At 65.3% G+C, this 15,002-nt stretch carries 14 protein-coding genes; 2 read left to right on the top strand and 12 right to left on the bottom strand.

What is annotated here, in order from left to right; all coding sequences use genetic code 11:
• Positions 1-143: 143 nt before the first annotated feature.
• Positions 144-422, top strand: coding sequence for a LysR family transcriptional regulator (locus K7711_RS35575; protein ID WP_222975242.1), 279 nt, complete (start codon positions 144-146; stop codon positions 420-422).
• 27 nt (positions 423-449) lie between these two features.
• Here K7711_RS35575 and K7711_RS35570 read toward each other — a convergent pair whose 3' ends face one another.
• The 6 genes from K7711_RS35570 to K7711_RS35545 all read right to left on the bottom strand — a co-directional run bounded on the left by K7711_RS35570 (position 450) and on the right by K7711_RS35545 (position 8,132).
• Entirely contained in the window at positions 450-1,448 is a 999-nt protein-coding gene (locus K7711_RS35570) for an SCO2521 family protein (protein WP_222975241.1), read from the bottom strand.
• A 1-nt stretch (position 1,449) separates the two neighbouring features.
• The gene (locus tag K7711_RS35565) at positions 1,450-2,520 is read right to left on the bottom strand and encodes an SCO2522 family protein (protein ID WP_222975238.1); all 1,071 of its coding nucleotides are present in this window, start codon (positions 2,518-2,520) and stop codon (positions 1,450-1,452) included.
• A 4-nt stretch (positions 2,521-2,524) separates the two neighbouring features.
• Positions 2,525-3,472, bottom strand: coding sequence for an SCO2523 family variant P-loop protein (locus tag K7711_RS35560; protein ID WP_235748293.1), 948 nt, complete (start codon positions 3,470-3,472; stop codon positions 2,525-2,527).
• Positions 3,447-5,306, bottom strand: a complete 1,860-nt coding sequence (locus K7711_RS35555; protein WP_222975236.1) for an SCO2524 family protein — start codon at positions 5,304-5,306, stop codon at positions 3,447-3,449. The genes K7711_RS35560 and K7711_RS35555 overlap by 26 nt, the downstream gene beginning before the upstream one ends.
• A 313-nt stretch (positions 5,307-5,619) precedes the next feature.
• Positions 5,620-6,981, bottom strand: coding sequence for an NtaA/DmoA family FMN-dependent monooxygenase (locus tag K7711_RS35550; protein ID WP_222975234.1), 1,362 nt, complete (start codon positions 6,979-6,981; stop codon positions 5,620-5,622).
• Complete coding sequence (locus tag K7711_RS35545; RefSeq protein ID WP_222975232.1) at positions 6,978-8,132, bottom strand: LLM class flavin-dependent oxidoreductase; 1,155 nt, start codon at positions 8,130-8,132, stop codon at positions 6,978-6,980. Before K7711_RS35545 ends, K7711_RS35550 begins: the two co-directional genes overlap by 4 nt.
• A 139-nt stretch (positions 8,133-8,271) precedes the next feature.
• Here K7711_RS35545 and K7711_RS35540 point away from each other — a divergent pair, with 139 nt between their 5' ends.
• A complete protein-coding gene (locus tag K7711_RS35540; RefSeq protein ID WP_222975231.1) occupies positions 8,272-8,643 on the top strand; it encodes a hypothetical protein in 372 nt (123 codons plus the stop codon).
• A 48-nt stretch (positions 8,644-8,691) separates the two neighbouring features.
• Here K7711_RS35540 and K7711_RS35535 read toward each other — a convergent pair whose 3' ends face one another.
• The 6 genes from K7711_RS35535 to K7711_RS35510 all read right to left on the bottom strand — a co-directional run bounded on the left by K7711_RS35535 (position 8,692) and on the right by K7711_RS35510 (position 14,974).
• Positions 8,692-9,696 (bottom strand): SCO2521 family protein, encoded by a 1,005-nt coding sequence (locus K7711_RS35535; protein WP_222975228.1) that lies wholly within the window; start codon positions 9,694-9,696, stop codon positions 8,692-8,694.
• On the bottom strand, positions 9,686-10,711 hold the full coding sequence (locus tag K7711_RS35530) for an SCO2522 family protein (RefSeq protein ID WP_222975226.1): 1,026 nt from the start codon (positions 10,709-10,711) through the stop codon (positions 9,686-9,688). Before K7711_RS35530 ends, K7711_RS35535 begins: the two co-directional genes overlap by 11 nt.
• Before the next feature lie 2 nt (positions 10,712-10,713).
• Positions 10,714-11,664: an SCO2523 family variant P-loop protein gene (locus K7711_RS35525; RefSeq protein WP_222975224.1), complete on the bottom strand. Its 951-nt coding sequence runs from the start codon at positions 11,662-11,664 to the stop codon at positions 10,714-10,716.
• Between the two features lies 1 nt (position 11,665).
• Positions 11,666-13,534 carry an SCO2524 family protein gene (locus K7711_RS35520; RefSeq protein ID WP_222975222.1) on the bottom strand — a complete coding sequence of 623 codons (1,869 nt, stop codon included), beginning with the start codon at positions 13,532-13,534 and terminating at the stop codon, positions 11,666-11,668.
• Between the two features lie 138 nt (positions 13,535-13,672).
• Positions 13,673-14,494: a hypothetical protein gene (locus K7711_RS35515; protein ID WP_222975220.1), complete on the bottom strand. Its 822-nt coding sequence runs from the start codon at positions 14,492-14,494 to the stop codon at positions 13,673-13,675.
• Positions 14,495-14,518: 24 nt separating this feature from the next.
• Positions 14,519-14,974 carry a GNAT family N-acetyltransferase gene (locus K7711_RS35510; RefSeq protein ID WP_222975218.1) on the bottom strand — a complete coding sequence of 152 codons (456 nt, stop codon included), beginning with the start codon at positions 14,972-14,974 and terminating at the stop codon, positions 14,519-14,521.
• Between the last annotated feature and the right edge of the window lie 28 nt (positions 14,975-15,002).

Here is a 15,002-nt window from a genome sequence, read left to right as displayed (position 1 = left end):
CAGATCTCATCACCGCCCGGACGAACCGATCGTGCGCCGTCACAGGCGAATTCGCCCGGCTCCGCTGGTCCGGCCACATCGATCCCATCTCGTAACGTCCGCGGGAAATAGCCGAATCCCTTCGTGCGTTGCACGGACTCGATATGGGTGTGGAGCTGAAACATCTGCGATACTTCGTGGCCGTCGCCGAGAAGCTGAACTACTCGGCGGCCGCTCGCGGCCTGTACATCTCGCAGCAAGCGCTGAGCCGGATCATCCAGCAGCTCGAACGCGATGTGGGAGTACGGCTGTTCGACCGGACCACACGATCGGTCAGCCTGACCCCAGCGGGCGCGGCATTACTCGAATCCGTGCGCCCCACGCTGGCGATGGTCGACAACGCCATAGAACGCGCCCGCAGCCTGGACCCCCGACCGGGCTGACCGTATCCCCCCGGCGTGGCGCCGCCTTCACCACTCCATGCCGACATCCTTGTGCCGCAAAGCATGCAGTGTGGCGACCGAGATATTGTCCCGCAGACGATCGCGCAGCGTGGTCCACTGTCGTGTGAACCCCGGATCGGCCTGCAGATCCCGCCACAGCGCGCGCAGCGCCGCGGGCGTATGCGCCCCGGGCATCCAGAGCCCGCTGAAATGCTGCACCAGAGGTTCGAGGATATCGAGCCGGTCCGCGCTCACCGTGCCGAAATGGTCGGCCTGGTCCAGTGCATCACCGACCACGGTGAGCAGCCAATCATGCGCCGCGAGATCCTCGCAGAACCGTTGTACCGCATCGAGATCGGACTCCTTGCGCACGATCACGCGCACCGAGCGGACGGTCTCGTCGTCCAGGTGCAACTGCACATCGGGTCCGGCCGAACCGCCGACGACCGCGGTCCAGCGCAGGCGCGTAGTGCCGCCCTGCACCGGCGGTGACTGATCCAGGCGTGGATCGCTGCGGATCTTGCCCAGCAGCCTGCGGCTGATCGAATCCAGATCCAGGACGTCCTCGACGTCGGCCCGAGCCGAGGCACCGTGATAGCCCGCCACCATGGCAGCGGACACTGCCGGTCGATCGGGCGCGACGAGTTGGATCTCCTCCGCGACGCCCTTGCGACTGACGTAGTGCGACCACGGCCGACGGCGGTGATCCTCACCTCGCACGATCCGGGTATGCGCCGAGGACTGCAGGATCCGCCCGCCCGCCAGCACCACCCTGGTGGCGACCGTGCCGACCACACGGACCGGATCCGGTTGCGCGGCAACATGATCCATCAGCACGTTGCAGTCCACGCCGACCGCCGTCGTCGGCGAGATGGCGATGGAGCTGGGCCGTTCGCGCCAGGCCACGTCGCGACCGGGCATCAGCGCAAGCAGTTCCCCGGCCTCTGCCCGGGCCAGGGCCGTCGACGACGGTAGTAGGCAGGTCTTCACCTCGCCCAGGACGACCAACGGTGCGGATGAGGGCATCTCACGATCCGTCCAGCAGCAGGTGCGTCTGCCGTTCGCCGACCTTCGCCGACACCTCGATCCCCTCGGTCACCCCCACTGCGGCGATCTGGGCGAACACATCCTCATCCAGGTCGAGATGGTCGAGAATCACCCGGACCGCGTGCTCGATCTCCATATAGCGCCGGGGCAGCATCGAGAGTGTCTGATAGGCCGCGAACGGCTGAGCGTCCGGATTGAGCCGGACCACCGAGGGCAGATCCTGCCACCTGGCCGGCCACTGCGCATCCGACGGTTGCTGATGCGGATCGACCACCGCGGCACCGTGATAGCGCAGCATCCCCAGGCGCAGTAGATGCCAGATCGCCGCCAAGAACGGACAGGACCAGCGAGTTCGCCCTTCGTCGTCCTCGTTCCACAACTCGATATCGATGAAGATCGCATGCTCGTTGGAGCTGTACACCTTGGGCGGCCGGTATTTCCGCTCGCGCATCGCCTGTGCGGGCTCGGCCAAGGAGGAGCGGCGACCGTTGCACAGCCAGCCGGACTCCGATGTGGGCGGGCGTCCGCCGGTATCTTCCAGAGCCGGCTCGGGGACTATGCGTGCGGCGACCATTTCGGCCAGGGGAATCGGCTCGCCCAGCGGGACGCCGTCGGCGAATACCGAGGTCTGCGCACACGCCGATTCCCGGGCCAGATAATCGATGACCAGCCCGCAGTCCCGAGCGGCGTCCAGCAGTCGCGGCAGGATGTTCGCCGGAGTGCGTTTCGTACTCTTCGACGGACTGCCGTCGGCGGCCTGCGACGAGGCTTCATCCGGATCCGACGGGTGCGAATCCGGCGCCTCCTCGGCCTGGAAATAGTCGTCGACCAGATAACAGGTGCTGATCCGCGCATCCGGCCCGTGCTGGATTCGCGCCGATTCGGAGAACGCCTGCACCAGGGGCGCGATGCGGCGAAACTCTCGGCGCAGCGCTTCCGAGTCGTCGGCGATCGTCTTCAGCTTGAAATGCCCGACCTCGATCGACAAGTGCGACAACGGAACCGGCGCGATGCTCGGGCGCTCCGAGGCCTCGCTGTATCCATCGACCATGCGATCACAGCCTTCTCCAGGTGGCCGGATCGACCAGCCGCCGGGCCAGCTCACCGTAGGCCAACCCGGTTTCCGGATTGGCGATATGGGCATTGACGTCGGCGTCGAGAATGATCTGCTCACGCCACTGCAGGACGGGTTCCATCGGTGTCTCGCCGAGTACGGCGGTCGTGCCGAGCCGGTTGTTGTTGGCCAGCTGTCTCAGGGCCTTGTCCTGCTCGTCCAGCCAGGCGACCTGCGCGGGACGCTGCTGGGCGGCTCGTGCGGCTCTGCCGGACACCGCAGTTCGTACATAGCGCACCGATTCGAGCAACTCGTCGCGGTTGTGCCCGTAGACTTCACCCATTTCGAGCAGTCCGTGTTTACCGTGCACCAAGCCGGAAGCGGCGAGGATGTGCTGGCGGGTCCAGCGATGGAAAACCAGCCAGCGCGCCGTGCGGGATGCGAGTGGTGCGGTCGCGGTGGCATGCAGCACGATCTCCAACGCCGCAGACCGTCCGGCGCTCAGATCGACGATGACGACCTTGAACTCCTGCTCCAACTCGAGCAGCAATCGGGCACAGCGATCCACGATGGCCTGGTCACGACTGAGAAATTCGGCCCCGCCCTGATCTCCCGGCAGCAGCATGAGCCGACTCAGGCGCGGACCGCGGCGCAGGCCCCCTCGATCGGTGGCGGCAGCCACGTCGACCCGGGTCACCGCATCGTGTTCGCCGAGCAGATAGGAATGCACCCCGTTGCGGTCCACACCTCGCTCCACCGTGCTGATCTCGAACAGCGCACCCGCGGTCGGCGAACCGAAATCGAAGTCCACATAGGCGACGGTGCGGCCGGACAGACACAGCCGGTAGGCCAGATTGCAGCTGGTCACCGATCGACCCGTGCCGCCCTTGTCGGAGGTCGAGAACACCAGCACTATGCCGCCCTCACCGGATCGCATCCTCACGGGCATTGGCCAGCTCATCGAGCTGTTCCAGCGCCCGCACCGCGAGACTGAACGTGGTGCCCGGTCGCTGGCGCCACAACCGCCGGGCGCGGTCGAGCGACTGCTCGATCCGGTCCAGCTCGGTTCGCTTGGCCGACTGGTCGTCCTCGCTGACCTCGAGCCGCTCTCGGTTGAGCAGATCGTCGGCCTCGCGCAGCAGATCCTGGGCACGATTGATCATCGGTTGCGGTGCGGGCGGCGGACGACGGAAGGTGTCGTAGGCGCCGACCAGGCATTCCATCACTCGCTCGGTGAGGAACCAGGACGGCCGATCGGTCGGGAGCGGAGAAGGCAGGCCCAGCACCGGGCCGCTGTCGTCCCACAGACCGGTCGCCGGGCCTTCCTGAATGGCCCGTTGATCGATGTGGTCCATGGTGGCCTCGGCCAGAGCCATGAGCTGATCACGAACGGACACGTCGACCGCGACGCGGGCCGCCTGCACCGTGCGTTTGAGCAAGAGGGTCGCGAAATCTGGTACGTACCAGGACAATTGCGGACCGCTGTCGATGTCCTCACTGCCGGCCAGGCGCAGGCGAACCCCCGGGTAGTGCAGGCGTGCGGCCTGATCGTCCACGGTCGGCCGACTGATGATTCGGCCGCGGCGTGCGAGCTGATCGAGGACCCCGACCGTCCGTTCCAGATCGTCCGTACTGTCGCGGGTCACCTGATCCTGAATGAGGATCGCGGTGACGACGAGGCTGAAGTAGTCCGATTCCTCACCGTCGGAGGTGCGCCACGGGATGTCCTCGAGCGGCCATCGTTCGTTGACGAAGCGAGCCACGGTCGACCAGTAGGTCTGCGCGAGTTCCATGCGCAGTTGCAGCGCGTCGGCCAGCTGCCGCTGGGTGGCGTCGAGCAGATCCAGTTCGCGAATACGCTGGGAGGACAGATCGATGATGCCGTCCAGGGCGACCATCGTGAAGTACAGGTAGGGCCGTGGTTCGGCGTGGCCGTTGTCGGAGGCGACGTGCCCGCCGGCGATATCGGTCAGCGACGCGGCGTTGCGAACGACGCCCCAGCCCCAGCCGCATTCGAACAATCTGCGGTCGTTGGCGATATCGAAGACCTCGGTCTGGGCGAGCCGCACCTCGTTCGCCGCCCGGACCCGCAACTGCTCCAACCGGGCCGACAGTGACCGGACGATCTCCGCGTTCGGGACGCCGGACTGATTCACCATGTGCAGAATCGCTTGTCCCGCCGCAGATTCCGGTTCGGTGGTGTGGATGACGAAGCTACGCACCAGCCCCGTCATCGCCGCGGTGAGTCGCGCGCCGACCTGTCGCTGCAACGTCGACATCCGGTTCTCGAACTGGATCTTCGCCTCGTCCCGCAGCAGCCCCGACATCGACTGCTCGTATCCCTTGAGAAACCGCAGAGCGGCGATACACAGACTCAGCGACATCGAATACGAGTCGACGATCTCGACCGATCGCTCGTTGTCGGTGGGCGTGTGATCCCCGGCGTCGCGCAGATAACTGCCCATCGCGAAGTTCGGCTCGTCGTCCGGGCCGGAATAGCGAGCCAGATACTCCTCTATGAGATTGACCAGGACACTGCCGATTCGGGTATCACTGCCGAACGACGCGAGCACATTCGCTACATCGGGCGCGATGTCGTCCGGCCTGTCCAGCCGGAAGGTATCCAATGAGGTCGCGGGATACAGCAGGCACAGCAGCTGTTCGGCATCGCTGATCGAGTTGGATCCGTCCCGGCCGCCCCAGACCCAGGTTCCCTCCGGATAGCAGTAGTCGAGCAACGAATGCCACAGATCCAGAAGTTGTTGCCGCGGGCGGATTCTCATTGTGCTGCTCCCGCACCGACCGTGGTCCTCACGCGGGGCCGCTGCCCGGCTGCACGACTCGATCGCGCATTGCACACCCGTGCACCACCGCCTCGCCGACGCTCAATCGCCCTGTGAGCATGCAGGTTCGGCTGCACCCGACAGTTCACTGGTCGCACTCGCCCATGCCCCCGCATCCGGATCACCGCTATCGATCCACTACCTAGAGTGTGCCTGGTAAATCCGGAATGGACCAAGCGATTCGGGCAATTTCCCGAACCGGACGGTTGTCATTACTGCTTCGCCGCCCGTCGACAGCCGTCCCGGACGCTCGTCACCGCCGGGTGAGCGGCGGCCGCAATCCGAGGTGTTCGCGCAGCGTACTGCCGGTGTACTCGGTGCGGTACGAATTGCGTTCCTGCAGTTCGGGTATCAACCAGTCCACGATTTCGTCCAGGCCGGTCGGCACCAGGTAGGGCGAGATGTTGAAGCCGTCGCTGGCGCCCTGGCGGACCCAGCGGGTGAGTTCGTCGGCGACCTGACCGGGGGTGCCCGCGAATCCCGAACGGTGTGAGGTTTCGATGGCGACCTGACGCAGGGTGAGGTTCTTCGCCTCGGCCAGCTCACGCCAGGCGCGGGCGATCTCGATCCGGTCCTGGCCGTCGCGCTGCGCGCCGCGGGTGCCCGAAATCGGTGACGGTGCGGGATCTTCCGAAGGTAGCGGGCCGTCCGGGTCGCGATCGGACAGGTCCAGGCCCCAGACCTGACCCACCAGCGACAAGGCCGTGGGGCCGGTGATCTGACTCTCCAGTACCCAGCGCGCCTTGTCCTGGACCTCGGATTCCTTCTCCGCCAGCACGATCTGGGTTCCGGGCAGAATCTTGATGTCGTCCTCGGGGCGTCCGGCGGCGCGCAGCCGGGCCCGGATATCGTCGGCGAACTTCGACGCCTCGTCGAAATCGGTTCCGTGCCTGGAGAAGATGACCTCGGCGTGCGCGGCGGCGAAATCCCGTCCCGCCGGGGAGTCACCGGCCTGGAAGATGACCGGATGTTCCTGCGGGCTGCGCGGGAGCGTCGGGGTGATCGACACCCGGAAGTGGTCGGTATCGGCCCGGATGGAACGCACGGAATCCGGTGTGAGCCATGCGGAGCTGTGGGACGAGGCCGCGATCGCGTTCTCGGACCAGGAATCCCAGATCTGCCGTGCGAGCGCGAGGAATTCACCGGCCCGCTCGTAGCGCAGGGCATGGTCGGCGAATCCGCCGCGCCGGAAATTCGCTCCGGTCCACGCGTTGTCGGTGGTGACCGCGTTCCATCCGGCCCGGCCGCCGGAGAGCAGATCCAGCCCGGACAGCTTGCGCGCCAGATCGGCAGGCTCGTTGTAGGTGATGTTCTGGGTCGCCACCAGACCGATGTGGCGGGTGATCCCGGCCAGGGCGGCCAACTGGCCGATCGCGTCGGGACGCCCGGCGATGTCCAGATCAAGGATCCTGCCGTCCTGTTCGCGCAGCCGCAGCCCCTCGCCGAGGAAGAACGCGTCGAACAGTCCGCGTTCGGCGGTAGTGACGATGCGGCGGAAGGTCTCGAAGTCGATCTGCGAACCACTGCTCGGATCGGACCAGATCGTCGTGTGGTTGACCCCCTGGAAGAAGACGCCGAGGTGAATCTTCTTGTCCGGGAATCGATCCTGGCTCACAGCTGCTCCTGCGCGTATCGGTTGGCCGGGCGTGTCAGGCCGAGATTGGCCCGCAATGTCGCACCGGGAACGGGCCGGTGCGCGATCGCCGTGCGAAACAACACCGGAAGCACCGCTCGTGCCAGAACCGGCAGATCCTCATCGATCACGGCGGGATGCAGGCGAACCCCGTCGACGTGCTGGGACAAATGGGTCAGCAGACGCACAAGATCGTCCGGCGAGCCCGAGAAGTGCAGGCGGCCACGGGGTTCGACGGCAGCGTGCGAGTCCAGCTCGGCCAGGCGCTCGGCTGCGCTGTGATCCGGAGTGTCCAGGGCGACCGCGAGGTCGACGAACACCAGCGCATCTCCCTCCGCGAGCTCGGCCGCCGAGATCGCTGTATCCGGGTCGACTCCGGTCACCAGAACGACATCGGCGGATCCGAAAGAGTCTGTCTCCGAGGCAGGTACCGACCGCCCCGGATCGACATCGGACTCCGATGACGCGGGGCCGCGGCCGGAGTCGTCAGCGAACACCGTCGCACTGTGAGCGAAGACCACGACCTGCCCCTGCGGCGGCCGGGGCACGATCGCGGGGCCCTTCACCGAGAACGTCTCGCCCTCGAAGTCTATGTAGTGCAACCGATCCCGATCCAGGAATCGACCGCTCCCCCAATCCCGGATCACCGCATCGTCCTCCCAGGAGTCCCAGAGCCGACGGGCCACCTCGATCGAATCCCGCTGCTCGCGCCGCACCTCGAGCCCTGTGGTGCGCGGTGCCCGCCCCCAGGACGCCGCAGCACCGGGATCCACGGTTGCCAGCCACCCGGCTCGGCCGCGGGACGAATAGTCCAGTGTCGCAAGCGCGGACGCGGTGTGGAACGGCTCGGCGTAGGTGGTGGCCACGGCCGGAACCAGCCCGAGTGTGCTGGTCGTCGCGGCGACGAAGGACGCCCGGGTCGGCGCATCGATCCGTCCGGCCGGACCGGCGTCGGGCGGCAGGATCGAATCCTCGAAGGTGGCCAGGGTGAATCCGGCGTTCTCCGCGGCGCTCACTCGCGCCTGCAGCGTCCGCGCGGACAGCAGCCCGGCGGGTTCGTCCCGCGACCTGCGCCACGCGGCGGGATGATATCCCGCGCCGTCGAGTTCGATCCCCACTGCGAAGCGGCTCATACCACGACGATCGTCGCACTGCTGCCCGGCGACCATCATTTCCCTCCGCGTGATCGCAACACCGGGAAGACTCGACCGGACGCACCGGCGCGCGGACGGCTACTGTGGCAACGGTCATCCGTCGATCGGGAGGATAGCGATGAGTTCCAGCGGCCTTGCTGCGAACGGCCTACTCAAGGGGCTGGTGCGGGGGTTCAACAACGGTGTGGTCGCCCTGATGCGGCTTCCCGTGCTCGGTGAGCGGATGAGCGGCAGTATGGCCGAGATCAGCTATGTCGGCCGGCGCTCCGGCAAGACCTTCCGCACCCCCATCGCCTACCAGCGCACCGGAGACGACATCGTGATCGGCGTCGCCATGCCCGACAAGAAGAGCTGGTGGCGCAACTTCCTGGGCGAGGGCGCACCCATCACCCTGCACCTGCGCGACGGCGACCGCACCGGACACGCCGTCACCACGCGGGACGAGAAGGGCGCGGTCACGGTCAAGGTTCACCTGGACCAGCCCGCCTGAGCCACCGACCCTTCAAACGAATATCGTGCCAGGAGGTACTAGACCGGCCTAGTGAGCCTTGTAGTGCTGCAACGCTTTCAGCGTCGTGGTCGTCATCCGATCATGCAACTGTCCCACCCGTGCGGTCCACTGCCTGGTGAAGCCGGGGTCGGACTCGAGCCCCTTCCAGATCGGCCGCAAGCGGGGCGACGCGTGCGCGCCCGGCATCCACAGCGGCACCAATTCGTCCAGCACCGGGGACAATTCGTCCAACATCGCATCAGGTTGCGTCTCGAACGCGCCGAACCGCGCGGCCACCCGGTCGATGGTGGTCAGCAGCCAGTCGTGGGTGGCGAGATCCTCACAGAAGCGTTGCGCCGCCCCGATGTGCTCCTGCGGCAACACGATTCGCACCGAACGGACAGTTTCGTCGTCCAGCCGGAACGAGAACGGCAGCGCGTGCTCCGAAGGCTCACCCACCTCGACCGCCCAGCGCAACCGTGTGGTGCCCGCACGGCGGAACGGAACCTGTTGATCGAGCCGCGGATCCACGCGGGTCAGATTCGACAGGCGTCCGCAGATCGATGTCAGATCCAGCAGATCCCCGGCGGGCGGGCGCAAATAGCCGTCCACCAAGGAACCGCGGGAGGCGGACCCGCTCAACGCCTCGATGGTCCCCGGCCGACTCAGATAGTGCGCCCATGGCTGTCGATCCGATCCCCGCGCGCGTACCGCCATGGTCTGCGACGAGCCCTGCAGAACGCGGCCGCCGACCACGACCGTCCGCGAGGCCACGGTGCCGATCACGTGCACGCGCTTGCCTCCGGCCCGGCCTGCGCGGTACTGGGCCAGATTGCAGTCGACGCCTTCGAGCCGATCGGGCGAGATCACCAGGGGCACAGGACGTTCCCGAGACGTCACCGCACTGCCGAACTTCATCGCGCTCAGCAGTTCGACGCTCGCCGGAGTGTCGAGTACCTGCCGGGACGGTAGGAGACAGGTCCGGATCTCCCCGAACACAGCGAGGGGAGGCTCGCCCGGACTCGAATCCACGTCGGCCGGATCACGCCCCATCGGAGGGCTTCGCGGAGACCTCGTCGAGGAAAACATGCTGCAAACGCCGAGTCAGTTCACGCGGAATTTCGATGCCCTCACGCGCACCGCGCGCGACGGCCTGCGCCATGAGCTCCTCGTCGATGTGTACATGGTCGAGAATCGTCCGCACCGCATGCTGAATTTTCAGATGACTCTGCGGAAGAATCGACAACGTTCGATAGGCGGCGAACGGCGCGGCCTTCGGATTCAACTGCACCACCGTCGGCATCTCCCACCAGTTTACGGGCCAACTGTTCCCGCGCGGCTGCGGCTGCACGGCCGGGCCGCCCTCGTAGCGCACCATGCCCAAGCGCAGCAGCTGCCAGATCGACGCCAGGTAGGGACACGACCAATGGGTGCGCCGCGAGCCATCCCGACCGATGCTCTCGCTCCATATCTCGACGTCCAGGAATATCGAATGTACCCTGCGCCCCAACTCTTCCGAGGGCCGGTACTTCGTCAGCTGCATGGCTTGTCTCGAGTCGTATTCCGAGGAACGCCGACCGTTACACAGCCAACCGGACTCCACGTCCGGCGGACGTCCGCCGGTCGTCGTGGGCACCGGTTCGGCCACGATCCACGATCTGATCATCTCGGCGAGCGCGATATTGTGCCCGGATCGCTGCTCATCGATATATTGCGGCGATTCCCAGCAACCGGCCTCCCGCGCGAGGTAGTCGATGACCAGCCCGCATTCGCCGGCGACGCCGAGAATCTTTTTCAGCACTTCCGTCGGATCGGTTTCGGAGCCGAAATAGTCGTCGATCAGGAAACACGTGCTCAACCGCGCGGAATCACCGAACTCGGCCTTGGCGGCCTCGATGTAGAGGTCGACCAGATTCTTCACGCGCCGGAACCGGGTTCGGATCTGTTCGGTACCGTTGGTCAATTCCTTCATGTAGAAGTGCCCGGTTTCGATCGACACGTGCGACAATTCCACATTGGCGATCCTGGTCTTTTCGGCGCCCTCACGGTATTCAGTGCCGAATTCCATGATCAGAACACCCCGTCCGGTGCCCAAGTATCGTCGTTGACGAGCTCGTCCGCGAGATCGGCAAAGGCCTTCACAGTTTCCCTGCGGGCAATCTTCGCATCGACGTCGGCGTCCAGGATCACCTGTTCCCGCCATTGCAGGACCGGTTCCACCGGAGTCTTGCCGAGGGTGGCACTGGTGCTGCCCATCTGATTCGCCCGGGCGAGACCTTCGAGCGCCTCGTTCTGCTTGCGCAGCCACGCCCACTGCGGGCCACTGCCCTGGCCCCCGGGCTGAGGCTCAGCCTCGCCGGTCGAGGGCACCGCGGTGCGCACATACCGCATCGAATCGAGCAGCCGTGCCGGGTCGTGACCGAGTTTCGCGCTGCTGTCCAGCAGGCCGTTCGGCCCGTGCACCAGGCTGTTCGCAGCCAGGATGTGCTGGCGTGTCCAGCGGTGGAAAACGAGCCACCGCGCCACCGCATCATGCAGCGGCTTGGCAGCCATGGCACTGAGCACGAGTTCCAGGGCGGCCGACCGGCCAGCACTGAGATCGATGAAGGTGACGTCGAATTCCTGCCTACAGATCAGCAGAATTTCGACGCAGCGCTTCACCACGTCAGGAGCCGCACCGAATTCTCCGCCACCACGATCCCCGGGAAACAGCGTCAACCGATAGGGATGGCGCGGTGCGCGAAGATCCGCCCGCTTGGTTTCCGAACGAATATCGTACTGCGCCGCGATGGATTTCTCTCCGGTCAGGTACCTGTGCAGACCGTTCCCCTCGGCCGTGCCACGATCAATCTGGTTGATCTCGAACAGCGCGCCGGCGGTCGGAGACCCGAAATCGAAATCAAGATAGGCAACGTTACGACCTTGAATACTGAGCCGGTACGCGATATTACAGCTCGTCACCGAACGACCAGCACCGCCCTTGTCCGACGTCGAAAAAACAAGTAATGGCTCCCCACTCAATTCATTCTCCCCTCATCGCGTCGAGAGCGGCGAAATCGAGTTCGTCCAGTTCCCGCAGAGCGTCGGCGCACAGGCTGTGCGTAGTACCTGGACGCTCATCGATCAGCATTCGAGCACGCAACAACTTCTTCTCGACATTCTCCAAGGTCCACCGATTCGGGGTGTGGTCTTTTTCGCTGAGTTCCAGGAATCTCTGGTTGAGCAGGTGGTCCGCCTCGTTGAGCAGCTCCAGCGAGAGGATCGCCGAGGTGGACGAGCGCAACGGCGGATCCCGATACACCTTTTCCGCGGCGACCAGGCATTCGATGATCCGCTCGGTGAAGTACCAGGACACGCGCGCCCCCTCGGGCGAATACTCGGCCAACCCGTTTCCCCGCCATTCCGCGGAGAAGTATCTATCCGCGTCGTCCCACAACCCTTTGGCGGAGCCGTCCTGGAAGGCCCGTTGTTCCAGATGACTCATTACCGTTTGCGCCAGCTCCAACAACTCGTCGCGAGTGGAGAGGGTGCCGGACAGCTGCGCGGCCTGCAGGGTCCGCTTCAACAACATCGGCGCATAGTCCGATACCGTCCAGGACAGCCGCGGACCGTCACCCACGGTCTCACTGCCCTGAAGTGCCAGTGACACTCCCGGGACGTGCAGATCCCGCGCGGGATCGTTGACGGTCAGCCGACTGGTGATCCGGCCCCGGCGGGCCAGCTCGTCGAAAATCGGTGTGGCCCTGGTGAGGTCATCGTCGCTGGCCACCCGGGCAACGAGGTCCTGGATCAACAGCGCGGACATGCAGAGACTGAAGTAGTCGGATTCCTCGCCGTCGGCGGTACGCCAGGGGATGTCCTCCAGCGGCCACCGGCCACTGCCGTAACGGGCCATCGCCGACCAGTACCGCTGGGCCAGATCCCAGCGCAGTTGCAGCGCGTCGGCGAGTCGGCGCTGCTCGGCGTCGAGGAGATCGAGTTCGCGGGTGCGCGGCTGGGTCAGGTCGTTGATACCGTCCAGCGCCACGATGGTGAAGTACAGGTACGGCCGTCCAGCCGCACATCCCTTCGACGAGGACAGCGGTATGTCGACGAAGTCGATCTCCTGGGCATCACGCACCACACCCCAGCTCCAACCGCACTCGATCAGCAGACCTTCGTCCTCGAGATCGCTGTCGGGCGTTTTGGTGAGCGTGACGTCCCGGCGCAGTCGGCTGCGCACTCGTTCGAGTCTGCGAGCCACCGCGGCCACCACCGCATCGGGCTCCGATTCGGTCTGGTTGAACATGCTGAGCATCGCCTGGCCGTCGTCGGTGACCGGGTCCACCGACCGGACCACGAAACTGCGAACCAGTCCGACCATTGCGCCGGTCAGACGCCGGTTGAGTCGCTCCTCGACCGGCTCGAGCATCTCTTCCAGTCGTCTCTCGGTTCGCCTGCTGCTCGCCGTCCGGAGCGATCCCAGGAACTGCAACCCGGCCAGGCACAGCGTGAGCGACATCGAGTACGAGTCGACGACATCGAGAGCTCGCTGTTCGTCGGCGGGTGGAGTGCCCTCGGGACACCGCAGATAGGAGTCGGCCGAGAAGATCGGCCGTCCGTCCATTTCGTACTTGCGCAGATAGTCGTCCATCACTTGGACGATCCGCAGGCCGATCCGCCGGCCCAGCGGACTCAACGCTTCCTGGACGTCGTCGGCCATGCGGTCGGGGTCGTGTAACGCGAAGCTCTCGATCCGAGTCGCCGGGTACAGGATGCACAGGAGTTGCTCGGCGTCACTGATGGAGTTCGAACCGGCCAGCCCACCCCAGATCCACTCACCGTCCCGGCAGCATGCCGCCAGCAGCGAGCTCCACACATTCAAAATCTGCCGCCGTGGCTGAATTCTCATCGACCGCAGTCCCCTTCACCGCTCGTCGTGGCCGCGCCGCGTCGATTCATCGATCGATTCACGCGGCGACGATGTGAGGCGAAGTCAGCAGCTTCGACACCTCTCCAGGGTAACCGCATCCAACCCCGAGACGGCGCGTCACATCCGAAACCACTTGCGTACCAACAGCGCGAAGAAAACCGACATCGATACCGTGCCCAACCACGTCTCGATCGCGAAAAGCGGTTTGGCGGCGGTACTCAGTTTCGCGATGTCACCGAGACCCACCGGATTCAGAAAACTGGTCACCGACAGGTAGAGGGTGTCGGCGTACGCGGAGGGCCCGACGATTCCGATTCCGATCGCCGAGAAGACCCCCAACTGCACGATAACCCAGCAGAGTAGCAGGAAGGGCCGATATCCATACCCGCACAAGGCATCCGAGAGATACCGGACCAGCCGCCGCACACCGAGCGGCAGTGCCACGGTGCGCGCCCGCGCCAACTGCAGACCGCAGCGATCGGTGGCACCGGCATCCTCAGCGATTCGGTACAGCGCCACCGCCCGCTGATAGGCCAGAGCCGCGTGCTCGGGGAGTCCGAACTCACGCAACTGGGCACCACGTGCCTCGTACTCGATGGCCAACAGCACGTTCTGACGGGCGCTCAGACGAAGCGGGCCACGAAACTCGATCTCCGCGGCGATCAGCGCGGCCAGCACCGCACTGGGCACTTGCCAGCCCTGCTCGTCGTCCGATGGCTGCTGCGCGCTGCGGTACAGGTGCGCGAATACCAACGTAGCGGGCTGACGGCCCGCACGGGGCGGATCGAACTCACCTAATACGTCGTCGACATACCCTTCCAGGGTTTCCAGCAGTTCCCGCTCGTTGCGATCGGTTTCGTCCGCCTTCGACGCGTAATCGGTTGCCTGCCTTTCGATCCAGGTCGACGTAGACGCGAGCCAAGGGGGAAGATCGACCATGGGCGCGAGTCTATGCAGTCACCTCTACAGCGCGCACTCCATGACATCGCGCGCAGCTCCTGGGCCGAAGTAGTCATCCACATACCTGTCGGGGACGAACCCGGCCTCTTTGAACATCCTCGCGGCCCGGAGATTGGCCGGTCGCACAGTCAGCCACATAGTGCCGACCTTCGTTTCGCGACAGCGCTCCATAGCGCAGGCGAGCAGCTCACGACCGTATCCGCGGCATTGCAGGTGTTCGACCACAGCGAAGGTCGACAGCAACGCGCGCCCGTCCTTCGACAGGATCAACGCATAACCGATCACCACATCGTCCAGTTCGGCCACCAGCCAATCGGATCCATGCAGATCGAACAGCTGACGCAGCATGTAGTACTGCGGACCCTCGGGGAAGACCGCTTCCTCGATGGCAATGATCTGATCGAGATCAGCGAGGCGGGCGGTGCGGTACACGGGCTGCGGTACGCGCGTGTTGTTCATCAGCTCCTACTCCAGGGCATTGGCCGTT

This window comes from Nocardia coffeae (assembly GCF_019890715.1).
Taxonomy (GTDB): Bacteria; Actinomycetota; Actinomycetes; order Mycobacteriales; family Mycobacteriaceae; genus Nocardia; species Nocardia jiangxiensis.
This window is presented reverse-complemented; position numbering and strand designations above follow the sequence as displayed.

Bases quoted from the DNA above. Each gene is read 5' to 3' on its own strand.
- K7711_RS35575 (WP_222975242.1), top strand. From the start codon at position 144: ATGGGTGTGGAGCTGAAACATCTGCGATACTTCGTGGCCGTCGCCGAG.
- K7711_RS35570 (WP_222975241.1), bottom strand. From the start codon at position 1,448: ATGCCCTCATCCGCACCGTTGGTCGTCCTGGGCGAGGTGAAGACCTGC.
- K7711_RS35565 (WP_222975238.1), bottom strand. From the start codon at position 2,520: ATGGTCGATGGATACAGCGAGGCCTCGGAGCGCCCGAGCATCGCGCCG.
- K7711_RS35560 (WP_235748293.1), bottom strand. From the start codon at position 3,472: ATGCCCGTGAGGATGCGATCCGGTGAGGGCGGCATAGTGCTGGTGTTC.
- K7711_RS35555 (WP_222975236.1), bottom strand. From the start codon at position 5,306: ATGAGAATCCGCCCGCGGCAACAACTTCTGGATCTGTGGCATTCGTTG.
- K7711_RS35545 (WP_222975232.1), bottom strand. From the start codon at position 8,132: ATGAGCCGCTTCGCAGTGGGGATCGAACTCGACGGCGCGGGATATCAT.
- K7711_RS35540 (WP_222975231.1), top strand. From the start codon at position 8,272: ATGAGTTCCAGCGGCCTTGCTGCGAACGGCCTACTCAAGGGGCTGGTG.
- K7711_RS35535 (WP_222975228.1), bottom strand. From the start codon at position 9,696: ATGGGGCGTGATCCGGCCGACGTGGATTCGAGTCCGGGCGAGCCTCCC.
- K7711_RS35530 (WP_222975226.1), bottom strand. From the start codon at position 10,711: ATGGAATTCGGCACTGAATACCGTGAGGGCGCCGAAAAGACCAGGATC.
- K7711_RS35520 (WP_222975222.1), bottom strand. From the start codon at position 13,534: ATGAGAATTCAGCCACGGCGGCAGATTTTGAATGTGTGGAGCTCGCTG.
- K7711_RS35515 (WP_222975220.1), bottom strand. From the start codon at position 14,494: ATGGTCGATCTTCCCCCTTGGCTCGCGTCTACGTCGACCTGGATCGAA.
- K7711_RS35510 (WP_222975218.1), bottom strand. From the start codon at position 14,974: ATGAACAACACGCGCGTACCGCAGCCCGTGTACCGCACCGCCCGCCTC.